Source organism: Paracoccus salsus (genome assembly GCF_021556615.1).
GTDB classification, from domain to species: domain Bacteria; phylum Pseudomonadota; class Alphaproteobacteria; order Rhodobacterales; family Rhodobacteraceae; genus Paracoccus; species Paracoccus salsus.
Window position 1 is genome coordinate 525,082 of the sequence record NZ_JAKGGD010000002.1, and the last position, 20,472, is coordinate 545,553.

11 protein-coding genes and 1 pseudogene are annotated in these 20,472 nt (G+C 69.3%); 3 read left to right on the forward strand and 9 right to left on the reverse strand.

Annotated features, from left to right (window positions below; all coding sequences use genetic code 11):
• Complete coding sequence (locus tag L1965_RS05900) at positions 1-498, reverse strand: cytochrome b (RefSeq protein WP_235755469.1); 498 nt, start codon at positions 496-498, stop codon at positions 1-3.
• A 96-nt stretch (positions 499-594) separates the two neighbouring features.
• On the opposite strand from L1965_RS05900, the gene L1965_RS05905 reads away from it, so the two are divergent.
• Positions 595-1,218 (forward strand): TetR/AcrR family transcriptional regulator, encoded by a 624-nt coding sequence (locus L1965_RS05905; protein WP_235755470.1) that lies wholly within the window; start codon positions 595-597, stop codon positions 1,216-1,218.
• Entirely contained in the window at positions 1,202-1,588 is a 387-nt protein-coding gene (locus tag L1965_RS05910; protein WP_235755471.1) for a hypothetical protein, read from the forward strand. Before L1965_RS05905 ends, L1965_RS05910 begins: the two co-directional genes overlap by 17 nt.
• Positions 1,589-1,683: 95 nt before the next feature.
• Here the strand turns inward: L1965_RS05910 and L1965_RS05915 are convergent, their stop codons facing one another.
• The 6 genes and pseudogenes from L1965_RS05915 to L1965_RS05935 form a co-directional block, all read right to left on the reverse strand.
• Positions 1,684-1,827 (reverse strand): hypothetical protein, encoded by a 144-nt coding sequence (locus tag L1965_RS05915; RefSeq protein ID WP_235755472.1) that lies wholly within the window; start codon positions 1,825-1,827, stop codon positions 1,684-1,686.
• Positions 1,828-2,247, reverse strand: a complete 420-nt coding sequence (locus tag L1965_RS05920) for a cyclic nucleotide-binding domain-containing protein (protein WP_235755473.1) — start codon at positions 2,245-2,247, stop codon at positions 1,828-1,830. It abuts the gene before it with no gap.
• A 3-nt stretch (positions 2,248-2,250) separates the two neighbouring features.
• A pseudogene (locus tag L1965_RS16160) lies at positions 2,251-2,418 on the reverse strand (hypothetical protein); the annotation flags it as partial.
• Between the two features lie 238 nt (positions 2,419-2,656).
• Positions 2,657-2,887 (reverse strand): ferritin family protein, encoded by a 231-nt coding sequence (locus tag L1965_RS05925; RefSeq protein WP_235755474.1) that lies wholly within the window; start codon positions 2,885-2,887, stop codon positions 2,657-2,659.
• Entirely contained in the window at positions 2,874-3,065 is a 192-nt protein-coding gene (locus tag L1965_RS05930) for a ferritin family protein (protein WP_235755475.1), read from the reverse strand. Before L1965_RS05930 ends, L1965_RS05925 begins: the two co-directional genes overlap by 14 nt.
• A gap of 129 nt (positions 3,066-3,194) precedes the next feature.
• Positions 3,195-3,545, reverse strand: coding sequence for a DUF5368 family protein (locus tag L1965_RS05935; protein WP_235755476.1), 351 nt, complete (start codon positions 3,543-3,545; stop codon positions 3,195-3,197).
• A 933-nt stretch (positions 3,546-4,478) separates the two neighbouring features.
• Here L1965_RS05935 and tpa point away from each other — a divergent pair.
• Positions 4,479-5,861, forward strand: coding sequence for a hypotaurine--pyruvate aminotransferase Tpa (gene tpa, locus L1965_RS05940; protein ID WP_235755477.1), 1,383 nt, complete (start codon positions 4,479-4,481; stop codon positions 5,859-5,861).
• A 49-nt stretch (positions 5,862-5,910) separates the two neighbouring features.
• Here tpa and L1965_RS05945 read toward each other — a convergent pair whose 3' ends face one another.
• A complete protein-coding gene (locus tag L1965_RS05945; protein WP_235755478.1) occupies positions 5,911-6,420 on the reverse strand; it encodes an invasion associated locus B family protein in 510 nt (169 codons plus the stop codon).
• A gap of 22 nt (positions 6,421-6,442) precedes the next feature.
• The gene (locus L1965_RS05950; RefSeq protein WP_235755479.1) at positions 6,443-20,125 is read right to left on the reverse strand and encodes an autotransporter outer membrane beta-barrel domain-containing protein; all 13,683 of its coding nucleotides are present in this window, start codon (positions 20,123-20,125) and stop codon (positions 6,443-6,445) included.
• Positions 20,126-20,472 lie beyond the last annotated feature (347 nt).

The following is a 20,472-nucleotide window of genomic DNA, read 5'->3' on the forward strand; positions in this document are numbered from 1 at the left end:
TCAGTCCTGCGCCCGGCGCATCCGCGCCAGCGTGCCGTCGCGAAGGATGAACTGGTGATAGAGCGCGCCGACGACATGCAGGACGATCAGCGCCAGCAGCACGATCTTCATGACGTTGTGCCCCTGTGCGGCCGCTTCGACGCCGCCGAACCAGGCCAGCGCCCCGCTGACCGGCATCAGGATCATCAGCGCATACAGGCCGACATGGGTCAGCCTGGCAAGCAGGGCCTGCCCCGTGCCGCTTTCGACGGCAGGCGGCACACCGCGCCGGGCGCGCAGGGCAAGGCGCCAGACAGCAAGCGTCAGGACCAGCGCGCCGCCCGCCACATGGGCCAGCACAAGCGGGTCGAACCCGACCTCGAGCCCTTCGGTGACACGATCCCAAGCCGCGGACATCGCATCCTTGAACAGGTATTGTTGCGCGATCAGCGCGACAACGATCCAGTGCAGTGCGATCTGCAGGCGGGAATATCCGGTCGGGGCGGTCTCGGGGCGCATGGCGGGGCCTTTCTGTCGGATGCGTGCGAGTCGGAATGGAGGTTGCGGATGACAGGAGTGTATGTAAGTTAGTTATCACTAACAAGAGGAACTCGCATGGCAGGGCGTCAGAGCGCGGAAGATCGCAAGGCGCAGATCGTCGCCGAGATGTTGCGGCTGGCCGACGAGATCGGGCCGGACCGTCTCAGCACGACGGACGTGGCCCGGGCGGTCGGGCTCAGCCAACCGGCGATCTTTCGGCATTTTCCAAGCAAGGGCGCCCTCTGGCTTGCCGTGGCCGAGGACATCGCGGCGCGTTTGCGCAGGGCTTGGACTGCGGCCGAGGCGCAGGAAGCCACGCCGGACACGCGCCTGAAGGCGCTGATCGGGGCGCAACTGGCCGCCATTGCCGGGACGCCCGCCCTGCCCTCGATCCTGTTCTCGCGCGAGCTGCAAGTGGACAACATCGCGCTTAGGGACGTGTTTCGCGGGCTTCTCGCCACGTTCACGGGACGCCTCGTCACCGCGCTCCGGGATCAGCAGGCATCGGGCGTTCTGCGCCGCGACATCGCGGCCGAGGACGTCGCGATGCTGCTGACATCGCTGGTGCAAGGGGTTGCGATCCGGTGGACGCTGGGCGCGCGCGGCTTTCCCCTTGTCGAGGAAGGTCTGCGGCTCTTTGATCTTCAGATGGCATTGCTGCGCACACAGGAGGACGCACCCGATGGGCACGACAAATAGGGCCTCGCGCATCGCGGGCGCCGTCGCGATCGGCTTTGGCCTGCTGACGATCGCGTCAGGTGGCGCCACCCTGCTTGGCGGGCTCGACATGGGGCGGGTCGTAGGCTTCGTTCTGTGGTTCAACACGCTGGCCGGGCTGGCCTATGTCGCGGCCGGTCTTGGCCTCTGGCGGGGGCGGCCATGGGCCTTTGCCCTGTCGCTCGCCATATTTGTGGCGACGGTGCTGGTCTTCGCGGGATTCGGCCTGCACGTCGCACAGGGCGGCGCGTTCGAGATGCGGACCGTCTTCGCCATGACCCTGCGCAGCGCGGTCTGGGGCGTCATCGCGCTTGTGGCGCGCCTGTCCCGACCGCCGATGCATCGCGGCTAGGATCGCCGGGGACACGCGGCGCTTCGCCGTTGCCCCATTGGCACGGTCTGCCTGATTGGCGCACGCGGGGTCTCGACCTTGTCGTCACCAGAAGATCAGGTCACGCCGGCGGGAAAGACAAATTCCCGGAACACCCTGGAGCGCGCGACGAGGTCGTCGGATGTCACGCGGAGGATGAACACGGCCGTCATGTCCGTTTCGGCGATCCCGTCGACCGCGCAGTCCTCGAAGGCGAGCATTCAGGCCGTAGTCAGAACGCAGCTTTCGCCGGCATGGACGCGGTAGAGAAAGACCTCGCGCCCGGTCTCGGACCGTTGCTGCACCCGGACGGAGCCCGGCGGTAGCAGCATCAGATTGTCCGCGGATTGACCAGGCGCGACGACCTGCGCGCCGGCCGGGACGCTTGCGATCTGGCTGCCATGCGCCCATTCGGTGCGCATCTTCGCGGCGAGGTTCGTCAGACCCTCGAAACGGTCGATCCAGCCCTCGTCCTCGGTCCTCGCGACGCCTCCAGTCGTTCGGCAGGTGTCGGCGCGGCGGTAGCCCGCATCGCCGGGAATGCGCAGGTCACAGGGACCTTGTCGAGAAATACCAGACCTTCGTGTCGTGCCTTCGCCGATGCGCGCCTCGGCTTCAACCATGGCCTGCGGCGTCGGCACGATTGCATCCTCACCGGGCTGCCCGTTCTCGGGTGTGGCGACCTTGTGCGCCTCGGCGCCCTGCTGGCTGGCCCGCATGGTCAGGATCAGCCCCCAGCAGCGCCGGTGCCTGGTGCGCCAGGAGAGCGGCGCCGTTCGGCAGCAGCCAGAACAGGGACCGGGGGCGCCCATTGCGCGGCGACGAAGACCGGGCGCCAGAGCGCCCTGAGCGCGAGCAGCCCGCCCGGGGCCGCCAGCACGAACAGCGCGCCATGGCCACCACGGCACCCGGCAGACCGAAGCCGCCTGAACCCAGCGCAGGCGCCAGACCGATCAGGCCCATGGTCATCCCCGGAACGCTGATCGGAAAATGTTCAAGCCGTTTCGGCAGGGAGGCGTGTTCGGTCTGGACACTCATCGCGCGCCTCCGTCAGTCGTCGTCGTCGCCGAAGGCGACCAGCTTGGCGCTGCAGGTCTTCTCGCCAAGCCGCTCGATCAGATCGCGTTGCAGGTCCAGCCAGCCTTGGCGGCCTTCCTCGTCCAGCACGATCGTCTCGAAGAGCGCGCGGGCGCCGATGTCGCCCAGCTCGGCCACGTGCATGGCGGCCCTGGTGTAGCAGGAGATCGCCTCTTCCTCGTCCGCGAGGTCACCCCTGAACATGGCGGGCAGTGTTTCGGCCGCGGGCGGGCGCCTTGTCGAAACCAAGCTGCGGCTTGGCCTTCAGGACCATCAGCCGGTCGATGAACACGTCGGAATGGCCCGGCCCTTCGGACATGTCCTCGTGCATCTGGTCGGCGAGCCCGGTCAGCCCCCAGTCGTCCAGCGTGTGGGCGTGCAACCGTTATTGATGCGCCGCGGTCATCTTCACTGTCACGGCGCGTTGCAGATATTCGATGATCCGTTCGTTTGACATGGTTGTTCTCCCTGCCTTGCGGGCAGTCTTTTCCAGGCGCAGACACCGCTGGTGTCAGTCGTGCTCGCCCCTGGTCCGATCGCTGCCGATCAGGGCCTCGACGGTGTAGACGAAAATCGCCATCCCGATGACCCCGGCAGCGGCCACGCCCAGCAGGACGATGATGTCAACCGGGCCACCCATATCCGACCGATGCGAATGGGTCATGCCCCCGCCAGAGATGCGGGCAACGAACGCGGGCAGACGCGACGCGTGTCGCCGAACGCCTGCGCGGCGGAAAAGGATACTCTTCGTCACCAGGTCTCGCAACTCTTCGAGGGGCAGCACCAGCCAGCTGCTCGGCGTCAGACAGACTGCGCGCACGGCGATTTCCGAGCGGGCGAGGATTGTCGCGGTGACCGGCATGCCATCCTGGCCACCAAACGCGCGGCATTCGGCCCAGGGCTCCGTCGGTTCCTCGTGCGAAAATGGACCCGGATGCTTCCGCACGCCAAAGGAACGAAGTATCGGGGCGGACCCTTCCATTGAAGGGCCACCTCGCCCGCGAGCGCTGTTCGCGGTTGCCCCACGGCCGCAAGCACGTCTTCGACAAGAGCACGTTCTTCGGCTTGGCTCGTCAACGGACCAGTCCTGCTTCCGAGAGCGCGCCTGCGTCAGCCGAATGTTCGACGACTGCGGCGGTGCGGCAGGCGAACGGGTCCGGCGACAGCAAAGGCTCGGCGTGCAAGCCAGCGAAGTCTCCAGCATTGCCGCAGGCGAGGAAACTGGCGCGCACCCAGAGCACGGCTGAGCAACGCGAGGTGCGTGGCATGTGATCACCCTCACCATGTGATCGCGGTCGTGCATGGCGGGCAGGCTCAGGACGGTGACTTCGTCACGTTCGGTTCGAAGCAACCTGTCACGGTGCTTAGCCGGGCACCCGGATATCGATGGACGGCAAGGGACGCTGCCTCGACACCATCCTCATCGAACGCCTCTGGCTGTCCCCGAGGAGGAGCGCGTCCATCTGCGCGCTTGGGAAACCGGCGCACAGGCCGGGGCGGGCATTGGCAGATCGATCAGCCTCGGCAACCATCAGCGGCTTCACGCCGCCCATGGCGCTCAACCGCCCGCCGTGGCCTGCGTCAACCGGATCGAAACCGACCAGCAGCGGCAGAGAGCCGCTTCAATCATCCCGGGATCTGTGCAGGAATGGGATAAGCTCCGCCCGGACGAGGTGACGGCAGTTGTGGCTTTTCTTGCCGCGGGCAACGTCGCATACATGTCCGGCTCTCTGGTGGAAATGGCCCGCGCCCAGGCCGTCGCCTGAGTCCGGCTCGCTTTATGAAGGAGGCTTCGATGACGCTAGATCTGACACAGAACGACATATCCGAAGTGGTCGCGGCCGACCGCCAGCATGTCTGGCATCACCTGAGCCAGCACAAGCAGTATGAGACCAACGACCCCCGCGTCTTTGTCGAGGGCAAGGGCATGCGGCTTTGGGACGCGACCGGCAGGGAATACCTCGATGCGGTCTCGGGCGGCGTGTGGACGGTCAATGTGGGCTATGGCCGCGAAAGCATCGCCAACGCCGTGCGCGACCAGCTGGTCAGGCTCAACTATTACGCCGGGGCTGCCGGCAACGTACCGGCCGCGGTGTTCGCCGAGAAGCTGATCGCGAAGATGCCCGGCATGAGCCGTGTCTATTACTCGAATTCGGGTTCCGAAGCCAACGAGAAGGTCTACAAGATGGTCCGCCAGATCGCGGCGCGCCATCACGGCGGGCGGAAATGGAAGATCCTGTACCGCGACCGCGACTATCACGGCACGACGATCGCCACCCTCGCAACATCGGGCCAGGATCAGCGCGCGGAACAATACGGGCCCTACCCGGACGGGTTTGTCCGCGTCCCCCACTGCCTGGAATACCGCAAGCAATGGGATGTCGAGAACTATGGTCAGCGCGCCGCCGATGCGATCGAGGAGGTGATCCTGCGCGAGGGACCGGACTCCGTCGGGGCGATCGTGCTGGAGCCGGTGACCGCAGGTGGCGGCGTCATCACCCCGCCCGAGGGATACTGGCCGCGCGTGCAAGAGATCTGCCGCAAATACGACATCCTGCTGCATATCGACGAGGTGGTCTGCGGGCTGGGCCGCACCGGCGCCTGGTTCGGCTACCAGCAATACGGGATCCAGCCGGATTTCGTGACCATGGCCAAGGGCGTGGCCTCGGGTTATGCCGCGATCTCGTGCACCGTCACGACCGAGCGCGTCTTCGAGATGTTCAAGGACGCGCCCGCAGACAGCATGAGCTATTTCCGCGACATCTCGACATTCGGCGGCTGCACGGCGGGACCCGTGGCGGCACTCGAAAACATGCGCATCATCGAGGACGAGGGGCTGCTGGAGAACTGCACCCGGATGGGCGAGCGGTTGCTGGCCAATCTGCGGACGCTGATGGACAGGCATCAGGTCATCGGCGATGTGCGCGGCAAGGGGCTGTTCTGCGGCGCCGAACTGGTTGCGGATCGGCAAACAAAGGAACCGCTGGACGAGAAGAAGGTGCAGGCCGTCGTCGCCGACTGCATGGCCCAGGGCGTCATCATCGGCGCGACCAACCGCTCTCTCAACGGCGGGCTGAACAATACGCTGTGCCTGTCGCCCGCGCTGATCGTGACCGAAACCGACATCGACCGCATCACCGACGCGATCGACCGCGCCCTGTCCAGCGTGGCGGGCTGACCGGACCATGCGGCGGGGAAACCGCGCCGCATGTCCCTGGACATTCCCGCTAGGGCAGCATGGCTTCAGCCTTGCTGAAACCGGACAGCTGGAAGGACAGCGCGATGTCGCGCCCATCGCGGCCCTTGACGGTCGCGGTCAACTGTTCGCCCGCGCGCATGGCTTGCAGCCACGCCTCGTCAACCGCACCGCTGGCATAGCAGCCCTGGCCATCGCAGCTGTCATAGGCAAGCGTCGCCACCGACTGCTCATCGACAGACATCGCCACGCCCTGCGACAGCGATACCCCGAACGGCACCGTCATCACCGAGCGGGTCGCGTCCTGTCCGGCGACGCGGGCGAACGAAGCCGTCGCAAGGCGCTGGTTGCCTTCGGACACGATCAGGCTTTGCGAGAACTCGCACAGAAGCTCGTCCGGGTTGGCCTGGTTCGAGCACGAGATCAGCCATAGCGGCGGTGGCGGCGGCGCGGCTGTTGTCGCGTCCTCCTGTGCCACGGCCTCGGACCCTGTCAGCAGCGCCAGCGCGACTGCGACCGTCATCGCGGTATTCCAGATCATCTCGTTCCTTCCATCCGGTTTCTCAGAAGCGCATTCCGAAGCTGAGGCTGGCGGTGTGACCCACCGTGTCGCGGCCCCATTCGCCCTGGTAGCCGACGCTCATATACCCCGTATTGTCGTCGGAATAGAATGTCACGCCGGCCTTCAGGCGCCGAGTGCGGTCGCTGATCTGGCTGTAGTTGCGGAATGTGCCGTCTTCGGGGCTGGTGCCGGGGAAGGCCGCATTCACATACACGTCGTCCGCGTTCGCGAAGGTCATCTCTCCGCGCAAATAGGCGCGCATCCGATTGCGATCATCGACCTGCATGTCGGCCCCGATCTCGACCGAAGGCGTCGCGGACAGGACCCACTGGCTGGTCTTTTTCAGTTCCAGCCCATAGCGGTCGCCGCGTTCGCTGGTCGCGGCCGAATGCAGCCAGGTCGCGTCCAGATCCAGCCCGGGACGCAGATAGAAGCTGCTGCCCTCGGGTTGATAGCGATAGCCGCCGCCGATCCGGATATTGGCCTGGGTGATCGACTGGCTGACGCGTGTCCGACCGGCGGTGATGATGTCGCCATTGGGCAACGTCCCGGTGATCCCGATGATCCGCGTCACATCCGCATCGCCCTTGCTGCCGGTCAACTGGCCATACGCCTCCCACGGGCCACGATAGGTGGACAGCGAGACGCCCAGATGGGCGCGCTTGCCATCCGCCGCGAAGCGGTCGCCATTGGACAGGTTGTAATTCTCGAACCCGGCCGCCATGCCGAGATACAGATCGTCGCCGACAGGCATCCGCATTCCTGCCGAGAAGGTCGAGCTGTCCAGTGCAAAGCGCTTGGATTCGCCGGTCGCGGCGCGTTCCAGATTGGCCGCCTCGGCCGCAACCCAATAGCAGGCCCGCACATCGTCGGGGCGCGCGGCCATGTTGGCCTTGTCGCAGTTCCCCATCGTGCCGGCGAACTGACGTCCCGCGTGAAGCGCGCTGGCCTGGGTCGCGGCATAGCCTTCGGATGTCAGCCGGTCGAGCGCGTCGATCACCTCGGCCCGGGTCTGCATGTTGGCGATGAGCGCGAATATCGGTCCCATCTGGACCGATCCCCGCCCAGACAGCACCCGGTTGATGTAACGGGCGACCTCTGACTGGTTGCGGTTGGTGCCGGGCAGCGCGAAGTCCACATCGGCCAGCAGGTTGATGCTGCCGATGCCACCCGCCCGCGAGACGCTGATCGCATAGTCGATCACCGCCGTGTCGATGACGACGGTGCCGTCGTCGACCGCGCGCCCGCCAGCCTCGATCAGCGCCAACGGACGCGTGCGCTCCAGCAGTTGCAGCACCGGACGGACGGTCCCGGACAGCGTCGCATCACCCGACACGCGGATCAGGTCGCTTTCGCCGCCCGCCGCGCCGTCGGCCCGGAAATACACGTCCGGGGTATAGGTCGCGCTGCGCCCGAAGCTCAGCGAGCCGGTCAGGTCTGTTGTCTGGCTGACATTCTGGGTCAGCCGGAACTGGCTGGCGCGGGTTCCCGCGCCAAGGCTGCGACCGCCCGCCAGATAGGGATCGCCGCCCAGATACAGGTCGCCATTGATCCGCATGCTGCCATCGGTGCCCAGATCGACCAGATCGAGGGCCGTGAAGCTGGCGCCGCGCGCGATCGTCAGGCGGTTCACTCCGCCGCCCAGATCGACATTGCCGACCGCGCCGCCATTCAGCGTCACCTGATCGGCGCCGGCGCCGCCCGACAGGATGCGCTGGTTCAGAGACATCAGGAAGCTGTCGGCCGACAGGGTGACGGTGTTCATCGTGCCGCCGTCGATCACGATCGCCGCCGGTCCGGCCGTCGATCCCGCCGGGCTGACCGGGGCACGCGCCGACAGCACGCCGCGGGGGGCCGTCGTTCCGCTGCCACCCACGATCACGCCGTCAAGCGCGATGCCGATGCTGTCCGCGCCGTCGCGGCCCGCCGATTGCGCCATCACCGCGATGCCGTCCCGGCCAAGCGACATGATGTTGCCGCTCAGGTCCAGATCGATGGCGCCGCCGCGTCCGGCCCCGCCCGCCGCGCCGCGGAACAGCCCGTCCACCGCTCCGCCACCGCCGCCAAGGCTCTGCGCCAGCACGCCGACCGCGTCGCGGCCGGTCGCCAGGACATGGCCGCGATTGGAGAAGCCGATATCTCCGCCATCGCCGCCATTCGCGGCCGACAGGTTCACCACCAGCGATCGCGCCGTCAGATCGGTCGCGATCAGGCCGCCGCCGCCGCCGATCGATTGCAGCACGAACCCGTTCGCCGCATCGCCCGCGGTCGAAACAGTGCCGCGATTGGCCAGCGAGATCGCACCGCCATCGCCGGTCGAACCGTCGCTGGCACCCAGTGTGATGGTGGCGCGATCCAGCCCGGCCAGCATCGCCTGACCGCCGCCAGCGCCGATCGACTGCACGATCTGGCCGCTGGCATGATCGCCAAGGGTCGCGATGGCACCGCGCAGGGTCAGGGCCACGTCGCCGCCATGATTGCGGAAGGACGGATCGGCCCCCAGCGTCACACGCGCCGCCCGCGTTCCGGTGCCGGCACGACCCGCGCCGACATTGACCGTCAGCCGGCCGCCGCCGCCGCCGACGGACTGGACCAGTCCTGCCGCCGACATGGCGCCCCGCGTCTCGACCGCGCCGATGCGCCGGGCGATGATGTCGCCGCCGCCCGCGTCGTCGGTGTTCCGTGCGCCCAGCATGGCGCGCAGACCCAGGTCTCCGGTGCTGCCTGCCCTGACATCCGTCAGGGCGGTGCCGCCGCCGCCACCGACGCTTTGCACCATCATCCCCGTCGCGCGCGCCGCGGTGGTCAGCATGTCGCCGCGATGGGTCTGGCTGAGATCCGATCCGGCGCTGCCACTGACATTGCGGCCGCCAAGCGACAACAGGCTGGTGACGCCGACCCGGGGCCGCGCCGCAGCGGCCAGGCGCGGACGCGCCGCGCTGCCCTCGGTCCTGGTGAAGTCAAGGAATGTCTGGACGTTGCCGCCGCCGCCGTTCACCGACTGGTTGAGGATGGCCTGGCTGTTCGCACCCAGCACGACGATATCGCCGGTGCTGTCCACCGTGACCGTGCCCGCGGTCCCATCGGTGCCGGTCCGAGCGCCCAGCAGCGTCGAGACGACATAGTCGGCCACCATCGCCACCGGAGTCGAGATCGACAGCCCGGCATTGCCGCCGCTGCCACCAACCGATTGCGCGAGGATGCCGAAGGCATTGTCTCCGCGCACGGTGATCGTGCCGCTATGGGTCACCGACACGTCGCCGCCATCCGCGCCATCTCCGCCGGCGCCGCCGATGGCGATCTTGCTGTAGGATCGGCCGCGGGCCTGGTTGGCAAGGTCGTTCAGCGACAAGGACACGGCCACGCCACCATTGCCGCCGCCGCCGCCCACGGATTGTGCCAGCACGCCATGCGCGCCGTCGCCCGATACGTCGATCTGGCCGCGATTGGCCACGCTGACCGTTCCGGCTGCATTCCCGCTGCCGCCCGAGCCACCGATATTCAGCGCAAGCGTCGGATCCGAGCTGGTTCCGGTCCGCAGGATCGCGGTGCCGGTGATCGAGTAGCCGCCATTGCCGCCGCCGCCGCCCACCGACTGCGCCAGAACACCGTGCGCCCCCGCTCCGCGCGTGATGATCACGCCGTCATTGCTGACCTCGACCGCGCCGCCGGTCCCTCCGGCTCCGCCCGACCCGCCGATGCCCAGTTGCAGCCCCTGCCGAACCTTGGCGGTGCTGCCCGGTCGGCTGACCGACACGGACAGCACGTCGCCGCCATTGCCGCCGCCGCCGCCGACGGATTGCGCGAAGATGCCGTGGCTTTCCGCCCCCTCGGTGAGGATGCGTGCGGCGCTGACATTCGCGACGCTGACCGCACCGCCCGCGGCACCCGTGCCCCCCGACCCGCCGATCAGCAGGGCGTTGCGCGAGCTGTTGTCGGCATCCGCTCCGGCCAGGATGTTGCGCACATATTGCGCGTCCCCGCCGCCACCGCCGACCGCCATCGCGAGGATGCCGGCGGATTTCGCACCGGCAGTCGCGATCGTGCCGCGGTTGAGAACATCGACATCGCCCGAGACCGCGCCGGTTCCTCCGCTGCCGCCGACCGACAGCGTGGCGGTGGTCGCGATGGTCGAGCGCAGGTTGACGATGGTATTGTCCACCAACCCGCCCATGCCGCCGCCGCCGCCGACAGACTGTGCAAAGACGCCATGTGCGTAATCGCCATCGGTCGTCACGACGCCTGCGGTCTCTACGCCGACATCGCCCGAGATCATGCCCGCACCACCCGTGCCGCCGACATTGATCGAGGCGGTTGTGCCGACCTCCGACCCCTTGACCAGATTCTTGAGAATCGCGAACGCGCTGGTGCCGCTTTTCACATAGCCGCCGGTCCCGCCTGCCCCGCCGACCGATTGCGCCATGATGGCGGTCGAACGGTCACCTTCGGTCGCGATCCGCGCGATGCTGGCCACATCGACCGCCCCCGAGACGCCGCCCGTCCCGCCGCTGCCGCCGATATTCAGCGAGAAAGAGGTGCCAGCCCCGGCCGAACCGCCCGCGCCGCCGCCGGTTCCGCCGCCGCCGCCGACCGATTGCGCGAAGATCCCGTAGGAATCGTTACCAATGGTGTACAGAAGCCCCTCGGCCTGCGCGGTCACGGCGCCCGCCGCACCACCCTCGCCGCCTTCCAGGCCGACGCTCAGGCTGAAGTTGCTGCCCTTGTCCTCGGTCGTCTTCGGCGTCGCCAGCGAGATCGAGGTCGCGCTGGAATTGCCGCCGCCATTGCCGATCGACTGTGCAAACAAACCGTGCGACCGCAGGCCGCGCGTGACCACCTCGCCATCGCTGCTGGCCAGGACATCGCCCGCCGTGCCGCCGATGCCGCCGGTACGGCCGATCTGGATGGCGACATTGCCGCCCTCGCCGCCCGTCGTCAGCGAGGTATAGCCGGCGTTGCCGCCGCCGCCGCCGACGGATTGCGCAAACACGCCATGCGCGTCGTCGCCATGGGTGTCCACGTCGCCGGTATTGGCGACGCCGACATCGCCACCCGAGCCGCCATCACCGGTCCCGCCCCCGATGGCAAGGCCGAAGCCCTTGTTCTGCTGTGCATTCCCGCTTTCAAAGATCAGGCCCAGGTTCAGGGCCGCGTTGCCCCCGCCGCCGCCAAGCGATTGCGCAAAGACGCCGTGACTGCCGTTCTGTCGCGTTTCGATGTCGCCGAAATGGGTCACATCGACCTGTCCGCCGTTGCCGGCATTGCCAGCCGACCCGCCGATCGCGATCAGCGCGGAATTCACCTGCTTGGCCTCGCCCGCGGCGGGCGGCTCGCTGGTCTTGCCCTCAAGCTCGTCGAGGACCGCGTTGAAATTGGTGATCACGCTGTCATCGACGCCGGTATTGGTGGGCGTCTTGCGGTCGCCGGCGGTGCCTCCGTTGCTGTTTGAACCGGTGGTCCGGCTGAAGCCCAGCACCGCATTGATGCCTGCGTCGCCGCCGCCACCGCCGATGCTGCTGGCCTCGATCCCGTGTGCCCCGGTTCCGTCGGTATCGATCCGCCCCGCCGCCGCCGTGGCGGTGCCGCGCGTCACGCTGACATCGCCCGCATCGCCGCCGCTGGCGCCGAACCCGCCAACGCCGATCCCGACGGGCGAGCTGTCCTTGGTGCCGACCGCCGTGATGTTCATCCCGCCAGTTCCGCCGCCGCCGCCAATGGATTGCGCGAAGACGCCGCGCGCATGATAGCCACGCGTGGCGATGTCGCCGGTCGAGATCACCTCGACATTGCCCGCATCCGCGCCGATCCCGCCATGGCCGCCAAGCCCGGCGACGATGCTGAGGTCGGTGGCGCCGCCCGTGCCTTCCGAGCTGCCCCAGTTCAACTGGCCGCTGACATTCAATCCGCCGTTGCCGCCGCCGCCGGCGACCGACTGTGCGAAGATGCCGTGCTTCCAGTTGCCCGCGACGCCGATCGCGCCGGCATGGTCGGCCAGCACGTCGCCCGACACGTTGGCCGCGCCGCCGAAGCCGCCGATCCCGAAGGTCACCGACGGGATCTTTCCGTCCTTGCTGAGCGCAAGCCCGCCCGAGACGTTCAGCCCGCCATTCCCGCCACCGCCGCCGATGGACTGCGCCAGAAGACCCGCCGAACCCTCGGTTTCGGGCAGCGCGTCGCCCTTGAACAGGCCAAGATCGACGAACAGCGTCTTCAGCCCCTTGGAGTCGACCATGTCCTCGGCCGCGTCCACGACGCTATCGCCCAGCACGTCGCGCAGCTTGGCCTCGAAACTGTCGTCCGTCGGTTCGCCGAAGTCGTCAGGATTCGTGGTCACACCGATGTCGGCGCGCGCCGTCACGGTAACATTGTCGGCCCGGCCGGCATTGCCGCCCATGCCGCCGACTCCGACGATCAGCGAGGTGTCCGAGACGATGCCGCCGCTGACATTCAGCCCGCCATTGCCGCCGCCGCCACCCACGGACTGCGCCAGGATGCCCGACCGGCCGGTGCCATGCGCGGTGATCACGCTGCCCGCGGCAACATCGACATTCACGGCGCCCGCATTGCCGCCGGTGCCGCCGAAGCCCCCGACGCCGACCAGCACACCATAGGATTTGCTGCCGTCGGTCTGGCCCGCGCCCGGCTTGCTGCTGATCGCGACGCCTGCGGTCACATTGACCCCGCCATCGCCGCCGCCACCGCCGATCGACTGTGCGACAAGACCGTTGGCGCCCTGCGTCGGGTTCAGCGTGATCGTGCCGTCGCCGTTCACCGTGCGCGGCAATGCGGTCAGCGCACCACTGTAGCTGACATCGACGCCGCTTGCATCGCCGCCGCCGCCACCGAAGCCGCCGACACCCGCCGCGATCGAGAAGATCGTGTCCGACCCCGAGGGCTTGGTCAGCGCCAGCGTGCCCGACACGTTCGTTCCGCCGGTGCCGCCGCCGCCGCCCAGCGACTGCGCCATCAGGCCATGCGCGCGGTCGCCCATCGTGCTGACCGTCCCCGTCACATCCATGCTGACGGTGCCCGCATCGCCGCCTGCCCCGCCAAAGCCTCCGACGCCAAGCGCCACGGCGGCGCCGGACTGCCCCGTGAGGCTGATCGCGCCGCTGACATTCAGCCCGCCCGATCCGCCGCCTCCGCCGACCGACTGCGCCAGCACAGCGATGCTGTCGTCGCCGCGGGTCTGGAAGCTGTCGGTCGCCGCGCCGGTCGCGACGATGCTGGTGACCGCGCCGCCATTGCCGCCACCGCCGCCGAATCCGCCGACCCCCAACGAGCCTGCGCCGCCGCTTTCCTGGGTCAGGTTGATGCTGCCGGTGACATTGGCGCCGCCATTGCCGCCCCCGCCGCCAAGGCTTTGCGTGACGATGCCCGCGCTGCGGTCGCCGAAGGTCAGCACGCCTCCGCTGTAGCGCGATGCCGTCAACGGACCCGCATCGGCGCCGCCACCCCCGAAACCGCCGACGCCCAGCCCGACCGCCGCGCTGGTCTGGCGCGACAGGGACACCGCGCCGCTGACATTCAGCCCGCCATTGCCGCCACCGCCGCCAAGACTCTGGCTGAGAACGCCGATGGAATCGTCGCCCGAGGTCTGGACATAGCCCGCAACGCCGTGATCGACCGATCCCGCCGTGCCGCCGCCGCCACCAAAGCCTCCGACGCCAAGACCCACCGCGCCCGAGAAGCTGGAGCCGACCGAGATCCCCGCCGAGACGTTGATGCCGCCATTGCCGCCGCCGCCGCCAAGCGACTGCGCCACGATACCGGCGGAACGGTCGCCGAAGGTCAGCGTCGTGCCTGCATAGGCGGCGGTCACGTCGTCGGCCACGCCGCCGCCCCCGCCGAAGCCACCGACCCCGATCGCAGCCACACCCGAGCCGCTGCCGCCGATGCTGACCGCCCCGCTGACATTCAGCCCGCCATTGCCGCCGCCGCCGCCAAGCGACTGCACCATCACGCCGGCCGAGTTCGCGCCAAGCGTGGTCACGTCACCCGTGACGCTGCCGGTGGCTGTGCTTCCCGCGCCACCCAAGCCACCTGCACCGCCGATGCCAAGCCCGACCGCGCCGCTGGATTCGCTGGACAGGCTGACCGCACCGCTGACATTCAGGCCGCCATTGCCGCCGCCACCGCCAAGCGACTGCACCAGAACGCCGCCCGAGCGGTCGCCCTCGGTCCGCACATCGCCAGCCAGCGTTCCCAGGGCCGCCGCCGCGTCGCCGCCATCGCCGCCAAACCCGCCGACGCCGATCGCCGCCGCGCCGCTGCCGCTGCTTGCCGCGCTGAGCGCGGCCGAGACGTTGATGCCGCCATTGCCGCCGCCGCCGCCAAGCGACTGCACGGCCATGCCGGTGGAATCGCTGCCAAGCGTCACGATGTCGCCGGTCACGCTGCCGGTCGCACTGCCCGCGCCGCCGCCGCCGCCGCCCATCCCGCCGATGCCGATGGCGGCCGCGCCGCCGCCGCTGCCCGCGATGCTGACCGCGCCACTGACGTTCAGGCCGCCATTGCCGCCGCCGCCGCCGAGCGACTGGACCAGGACGCCGCCCGAACGATCGCCTGCCGTCGCCACGTCGCCGGTCAGCGTCCCCAGTGCCGCCGCCGCGTCGCCGCCACCGCCGCCAAAGCCGCCCACGCCGATCGCCGCACCGCCACCGCCGCTGCCCGTCGCGCTGAGCGTGCCGGACACGTTGATGCCGCCATTGCCGCCGCCGCCGCCAAGGGACTGGACGGTCAGGCCGGTCGAGTTCAGCCCGGCGGTCAGGATATCACCGGTCATCCGGCTGGTCGCGGTGCCGGCATCGCCGCCGCCGCCGCCACTGCCACCGATCCCGACAGCCAGCGCACCGCCTCCGCTGCCGCTGAGGTTCACGGCGGCCGAGACGCTGATCCCGCCATTGCCGCCGCCGCCGCCTGCCGACTGCACCACGACCGCCGAGGAATTGTCGCCAACGGTCTGCACATTGCCGGTGATGGTATTGTCGGCCGCAGCCGAATTGCCGCCATCGCCACCGCTGCCACCCAGACCGACCGACACGCCCCCCGATCCCGTCCCTGCCCCCGTCACGATCGCCGAGACATTCAGCCCGCCATTGCCGCCGCCGCCGCCGAGCGACTGCACCGTGACCCCGCTCGAGTTCGTGCCCAGGCTCACCACGTTCCCCGTCAGGACCGATGTCGCGCTGCCGGAATCGCCGCCGGCGCCGCCTGTTCCACCAAGTCCGACCGAGGCGCCCCCCGAGCCCGTGCCAGCCACCGCAACCGCTGCCGTAACATTCATTCCGCCATTGCCGCCGCCACCGCCAAGCGATTGCACGACAAGCCCGCCGGCGCTTTCACCCAGCGTGAACAGGTTGCCGGTCACGCTGCTGGTGACGGTTCCCCCGGTTCCACCCGCGCCGCCGCGGCCGCCAAGACCGACGCCTACCGCACCCGATCCCGTGCCTGCACCGGTGCCCGTGGCGGTGACGTTGAACCCACCATTGCCGCCGCCGCCGCCGACCGATTGCGCCACCACGGCCGCGGATTGATTGCCACGGGTCAGGACGCTGTTGACCACGGTCAGCCCGACGCTGCCGCCATTGCCACCGCCCGCTCCGCTGCCGCCAAGCCCGACCGCGACCGAGCCCGACCCTACGCCCGCTCCGGACAAAGTGGGGGTGATGCTGAAGCCGCCATTTCCGCCACCGCCGCCGATGGACTGCGCCAGGATGCCGGTCGAGGCCACGCCGCGGGTCTCGATATTCGCGGTCGTGCGCGCGAGGACCGATCCGCCGTCGCCGCCACCCGCGCCACTGCCGCCAAGCCCGACACCGACGCTGCCCGCGCCGGTGCCGCCGAATGCCAGCGCCGCGCTGACGGAAAACCCGCCATTGCCGCCACCGCCACCGACGGACTGCGCCACGAATCCGCTCGATGCGAAGCCATGGGTCAGGATCGTGCCGTTCGAGGTCGAGTCGACCGCGCCCGCCGCGCCGCCGCCGGCACCGCTGCCGCCAAGGCCGACGCTGACCGAGCCTGCCCCGACGCCCGCCCCGGCAATCGACCCGGCCACGCTGAACCCGCCATTGCCGCCGCCGCCGCCGATGGATTGCGCGACCACGCCCGATGACCGGTCGCCCTGTGTCCAGACATCACCGCCGCTGGTCAGGATCACCGTTCCTGCGCCCGCGCCGGTGCCGCCGCTGCCACCCAGGCCGACGCTGACCGCGCCGCTGCCGGTGCCGCTGCCGGTGATCGTACCCGCAACGCTGAAGCCGCCATTGCCGCCGCCGCCGCCCACCGACTGCGCCAGGATAGCCGTCGAATCGCTGCCTTCGGTGGTGACATCGCCGGCGACATCGGCCGTGACCGCGCCGCCGCTGCCGCCAGCCGCGCCGCCGCCGCCCAGGCCGACCGCGACCGAGCCGCTGCCGACGCCCGCGCCGGACACCGCCCCCGATACCGCGAACCCGCCATTGCCGCCACCGCCACCGATGGATTGCGCGACCACGCCCGCCGCGCGGTCGCCCTCGGTCGTGACGTCGCCGTTGACGGTCGCGGTCACGGCATTGCCCGCGCCGCCAGTCCCGCCCGAGCCGCCAAGCCCGACCGTCACATTGCCGGCCCCGGCGCCGCCTCCAGCGGCCCCGGCTGCCACGCTGAAGCCGCCATTGCCGCCGCCGCCGCCGATGGATTGCACCACGATTGCGCCCGCATCGTCGCCTCGCGTGCCGACGACCGCATCGACGCGGGCATTGACCACGCCGCCGGCGCCGCCGCCGCCGGCCGAACCGCCGACCGAGATATTGACGTTGCCGGCCCCGGCGCCGGCGCCATCAGCACCCGCCGCGATGGCATAGCCGCCATTGCCGCCACCGCCACCCACCGATTGGACCAGAACGCCGGTGGAGAACCGTCCACGGGTGCGGATCGAACTGCCGCCCGCGATCAGATCGACATTGCCGCCCGCGCTGGCTGCGGCGCCACGGCCCGCGACGGCAAGGTTGATGCCAGCCGCGCCGCCCCCGCTGCCGTTCACGCCGGCGGCGATGCTGCCGCCGCCATTGCCGCCGCCGCCGCCGACGGACTGCACCATCAGCGCGGTCGCACTGTCCCCGATCGTGCTGATGCCGGCATCGGTATAAACGCGAACCCGTCCACCCGCGCCGCCCCCGGCCGCCGAACCGCCCACGCCCACCGAGACGCTGCCGGAAAAGATCAGCGAGCCGCCTCCGGATGCCGCGACCGCCAGCCCGCCATTGCCGCCGCCGCCGCCGACCGACTGGAACAGCATGCCGGTCGAGCGGTCTCCGGTCGTCACCACGCTGCCGCTGAAGCCGGGCGCCGTCAGGTTGCCACCGCCGTCGATCGAACCGACACGGACCTCTCCGCCTGCCCCGCCCGAAGCGCCGGCACCACCGACACCGACCGCCAGCGAGCCCGAGACCGGCCCCGCCGAGGCCGCCGCGGCGACCGAATAGCCGCCATTGCCGCCACCACCGCCCACCGATTGCAGCAGAATACCTGTTGCGTCCTCGCCCCCGGTCTGGACCGAGGCCGAGCCACTGCCGCCGAGGATCGCGGTTCCGCCCGCGCCGCCAGCCCCGCCGGAACCCCCGACCGAGACCGACGCCGCGCCGAACGCGCCCACCGCCACCGAGACCGCGCCGCCGCCATTGCCACCGCCGCCGCCCACCGACTGGACGAACACCCCGGTCGCCCGGTCGCCTTCGGTGCGGATCTGGGAAGGCTGGCTGGGATCGGTGTCGGACAGCGTCACATTCGCCGCGCCACCCGCCCCGCCAGCCGCGCCGCCGCCGCCGACAGCCACGCCGACGAACGCGCCGACCGCCCCGGCCGAGCCGCCATTGCCGCCGCCGCCGCCGATGGACTGCGCCAGAATGCCCATCGCATCATCGCCCTGGGTGGTGATGACGCCGTCATTCACCACGGTCACGGTGTTGCCGCTGCCGCCGCCCGAGCCGGTGCCGCCGACCGCGACCATGCCTGCCGACGATCCGCCGTCGCCGCCGCCGCCGCCGATGGACTGGGCGACAAGGCCACGCGCCCCGACGCCGGTCGTCTCGATCCGACCGAAGTTGCTCACGCTGACCGCCGCGCCGCTGCCGCCGCTCGATCCCGATCCGCCGACGCCGACAAGCCCGAACGCGTTTGCGCCCTGGCCGCCGCTGCCGCCGATGGATTGCGCCATGATGCCGTCGGAGAGGCTGCCGGTCGTCACGATCGTCCCGGTACCGGTGTTGCTGACGCTGACCGCGCCGCCGGAACCGCCGTTGGACCCGACCCCGCCAAGCGCCAGCGAGACCAGCCCGCCGGCCGTGCCGCCGGCTCCGCCGCCGCCGCCGATGGACTGCGCCATGATGCCGCGCGACAGTGCCCCCGAGGTCTGGATCGCGCCGCCATTGCTGACCGTGACGGTCGAACCGTTGCCGCCGTTATCGGCGCTGCCGACCAGCGAGACCAGCAGGTTGCCGCTGATCCCGGCAGAGCCGCCGGACCCGCCGATCGACTGTGCCAGGATGCCGTTGGCGAAGGCGCCGCTGGTCAGAATCGTCCCGCCTGCGAAGGTGTTCACGTCGACCTGGCCGCCATTGCCGCCGAAACCGCCGCTGCCGGATTCGCCGACAAGCCCCCATTGGTCGCCGCCATTGCCGCCGTTGTTGCTGACGCTGAGCGCATAGATGCCATGCGCGTTCGTGCCACTGGTCGAAATCTCGCCGGACTGGTTCACCGTCACGTGCCCACCGTCCGAGCTGTGTCCGCCGGTGCCGCCGCCCGGCGCGGCAAAGCCGCTGCCGCCATCGCCGGCACGACCGCTGCGGCTATAGGCGAACAGCCCGTAATTGTTGGTTCCACTGGTCTGGATGGTGCTGGTGGCGCTTTGGGTCGCGATCACCCGGCCCCCCGCGCCGCCGTCGCCGCCGTCGCGCCCGCTCCAGAAGCTGAGATAGGAATTGCCGCCCCGGCCGCCCGCGCCGCCGACGCTGCCGATCTCCCAGCCGATATTCGAGGTTGCGTTGACATCGCTCGACAAGGTCTGGATCTGGGTCGGGCCGGTCGCGCCGTTGCCGCCCGTGGCAGGGGGCACGAACAGCGCACCGGCCCGGCCGTTGCTGCCCGCCTGGCCGGTGACGACCTGCTGCACGCCGTTGGGCCCGGTCACGTTGACGGGGTCGGGAATCGGCGGGGTCGTGCCGCTGCTGTTGAAGTCGCTGTCGAACGATGCGGTGGTCTGCCCGGTCGGAAAATCGACGCTGCCGGTGGCTTCGCTGCTGGTGACAGAGGCAGAGCCGGACGCGATCGCCGTGATCGTGAAGGCGATCGGCGGGCTGTCGCTGTTGTAGAACGTCTCACCTGCGGACTTCACCAGGAACGTGTAGCCATCGGCGGTCTGCACGAAAGCGGTGTCGCCCGCTGTCGGCGTTCCGGCAGGATCGACCAGAAGACTGCTGACGGTGGTCTCGAGACCGGTGATCGGATTGGTCACCGTGTCGCCCACCGACGAGGTCTCGGAGGGTGCGGGCGGTGGATCCGCCTGCGCCAGTGCCGGGACCGGCGCAAGGCCGACGCTCAGCATCATGATCCCTGCCGGCAGCGAACTGATCGCCAGGACACGGGCAATCGCGGAAAACGACAGAAGCGCACCGCGCGCGGTTGTGCTGACAAAGCGTTGCATGACCACCTTCCGAGTTATTTTTCGGGCCGTCATCATTGGGGCGATGCTGAGGGCGCCTATTAAGAAGGCTCCGTTAACCTTCTTGTGTCAATAAAATTAACGATTGATTCAATATTTGCGGCGGTTGATCGAATCAGGAAAACGGATGTATGTTAAACAGTTTTAAGCGACTTCAAGGTTCAAGCCCGTCGATCTGATCGCATAATTTTTTCTTTGCAATTCAAAAACTTGCATTAACTCAGGCAAGAGGCTTCACGACGGTCTGAGACAGACCGCCGAGACCGGCTTGCCGGAATCTCTGCTCGCCCGGCTTGCCAGGAAACATGCTGGATGCAACGGGTCAGAAG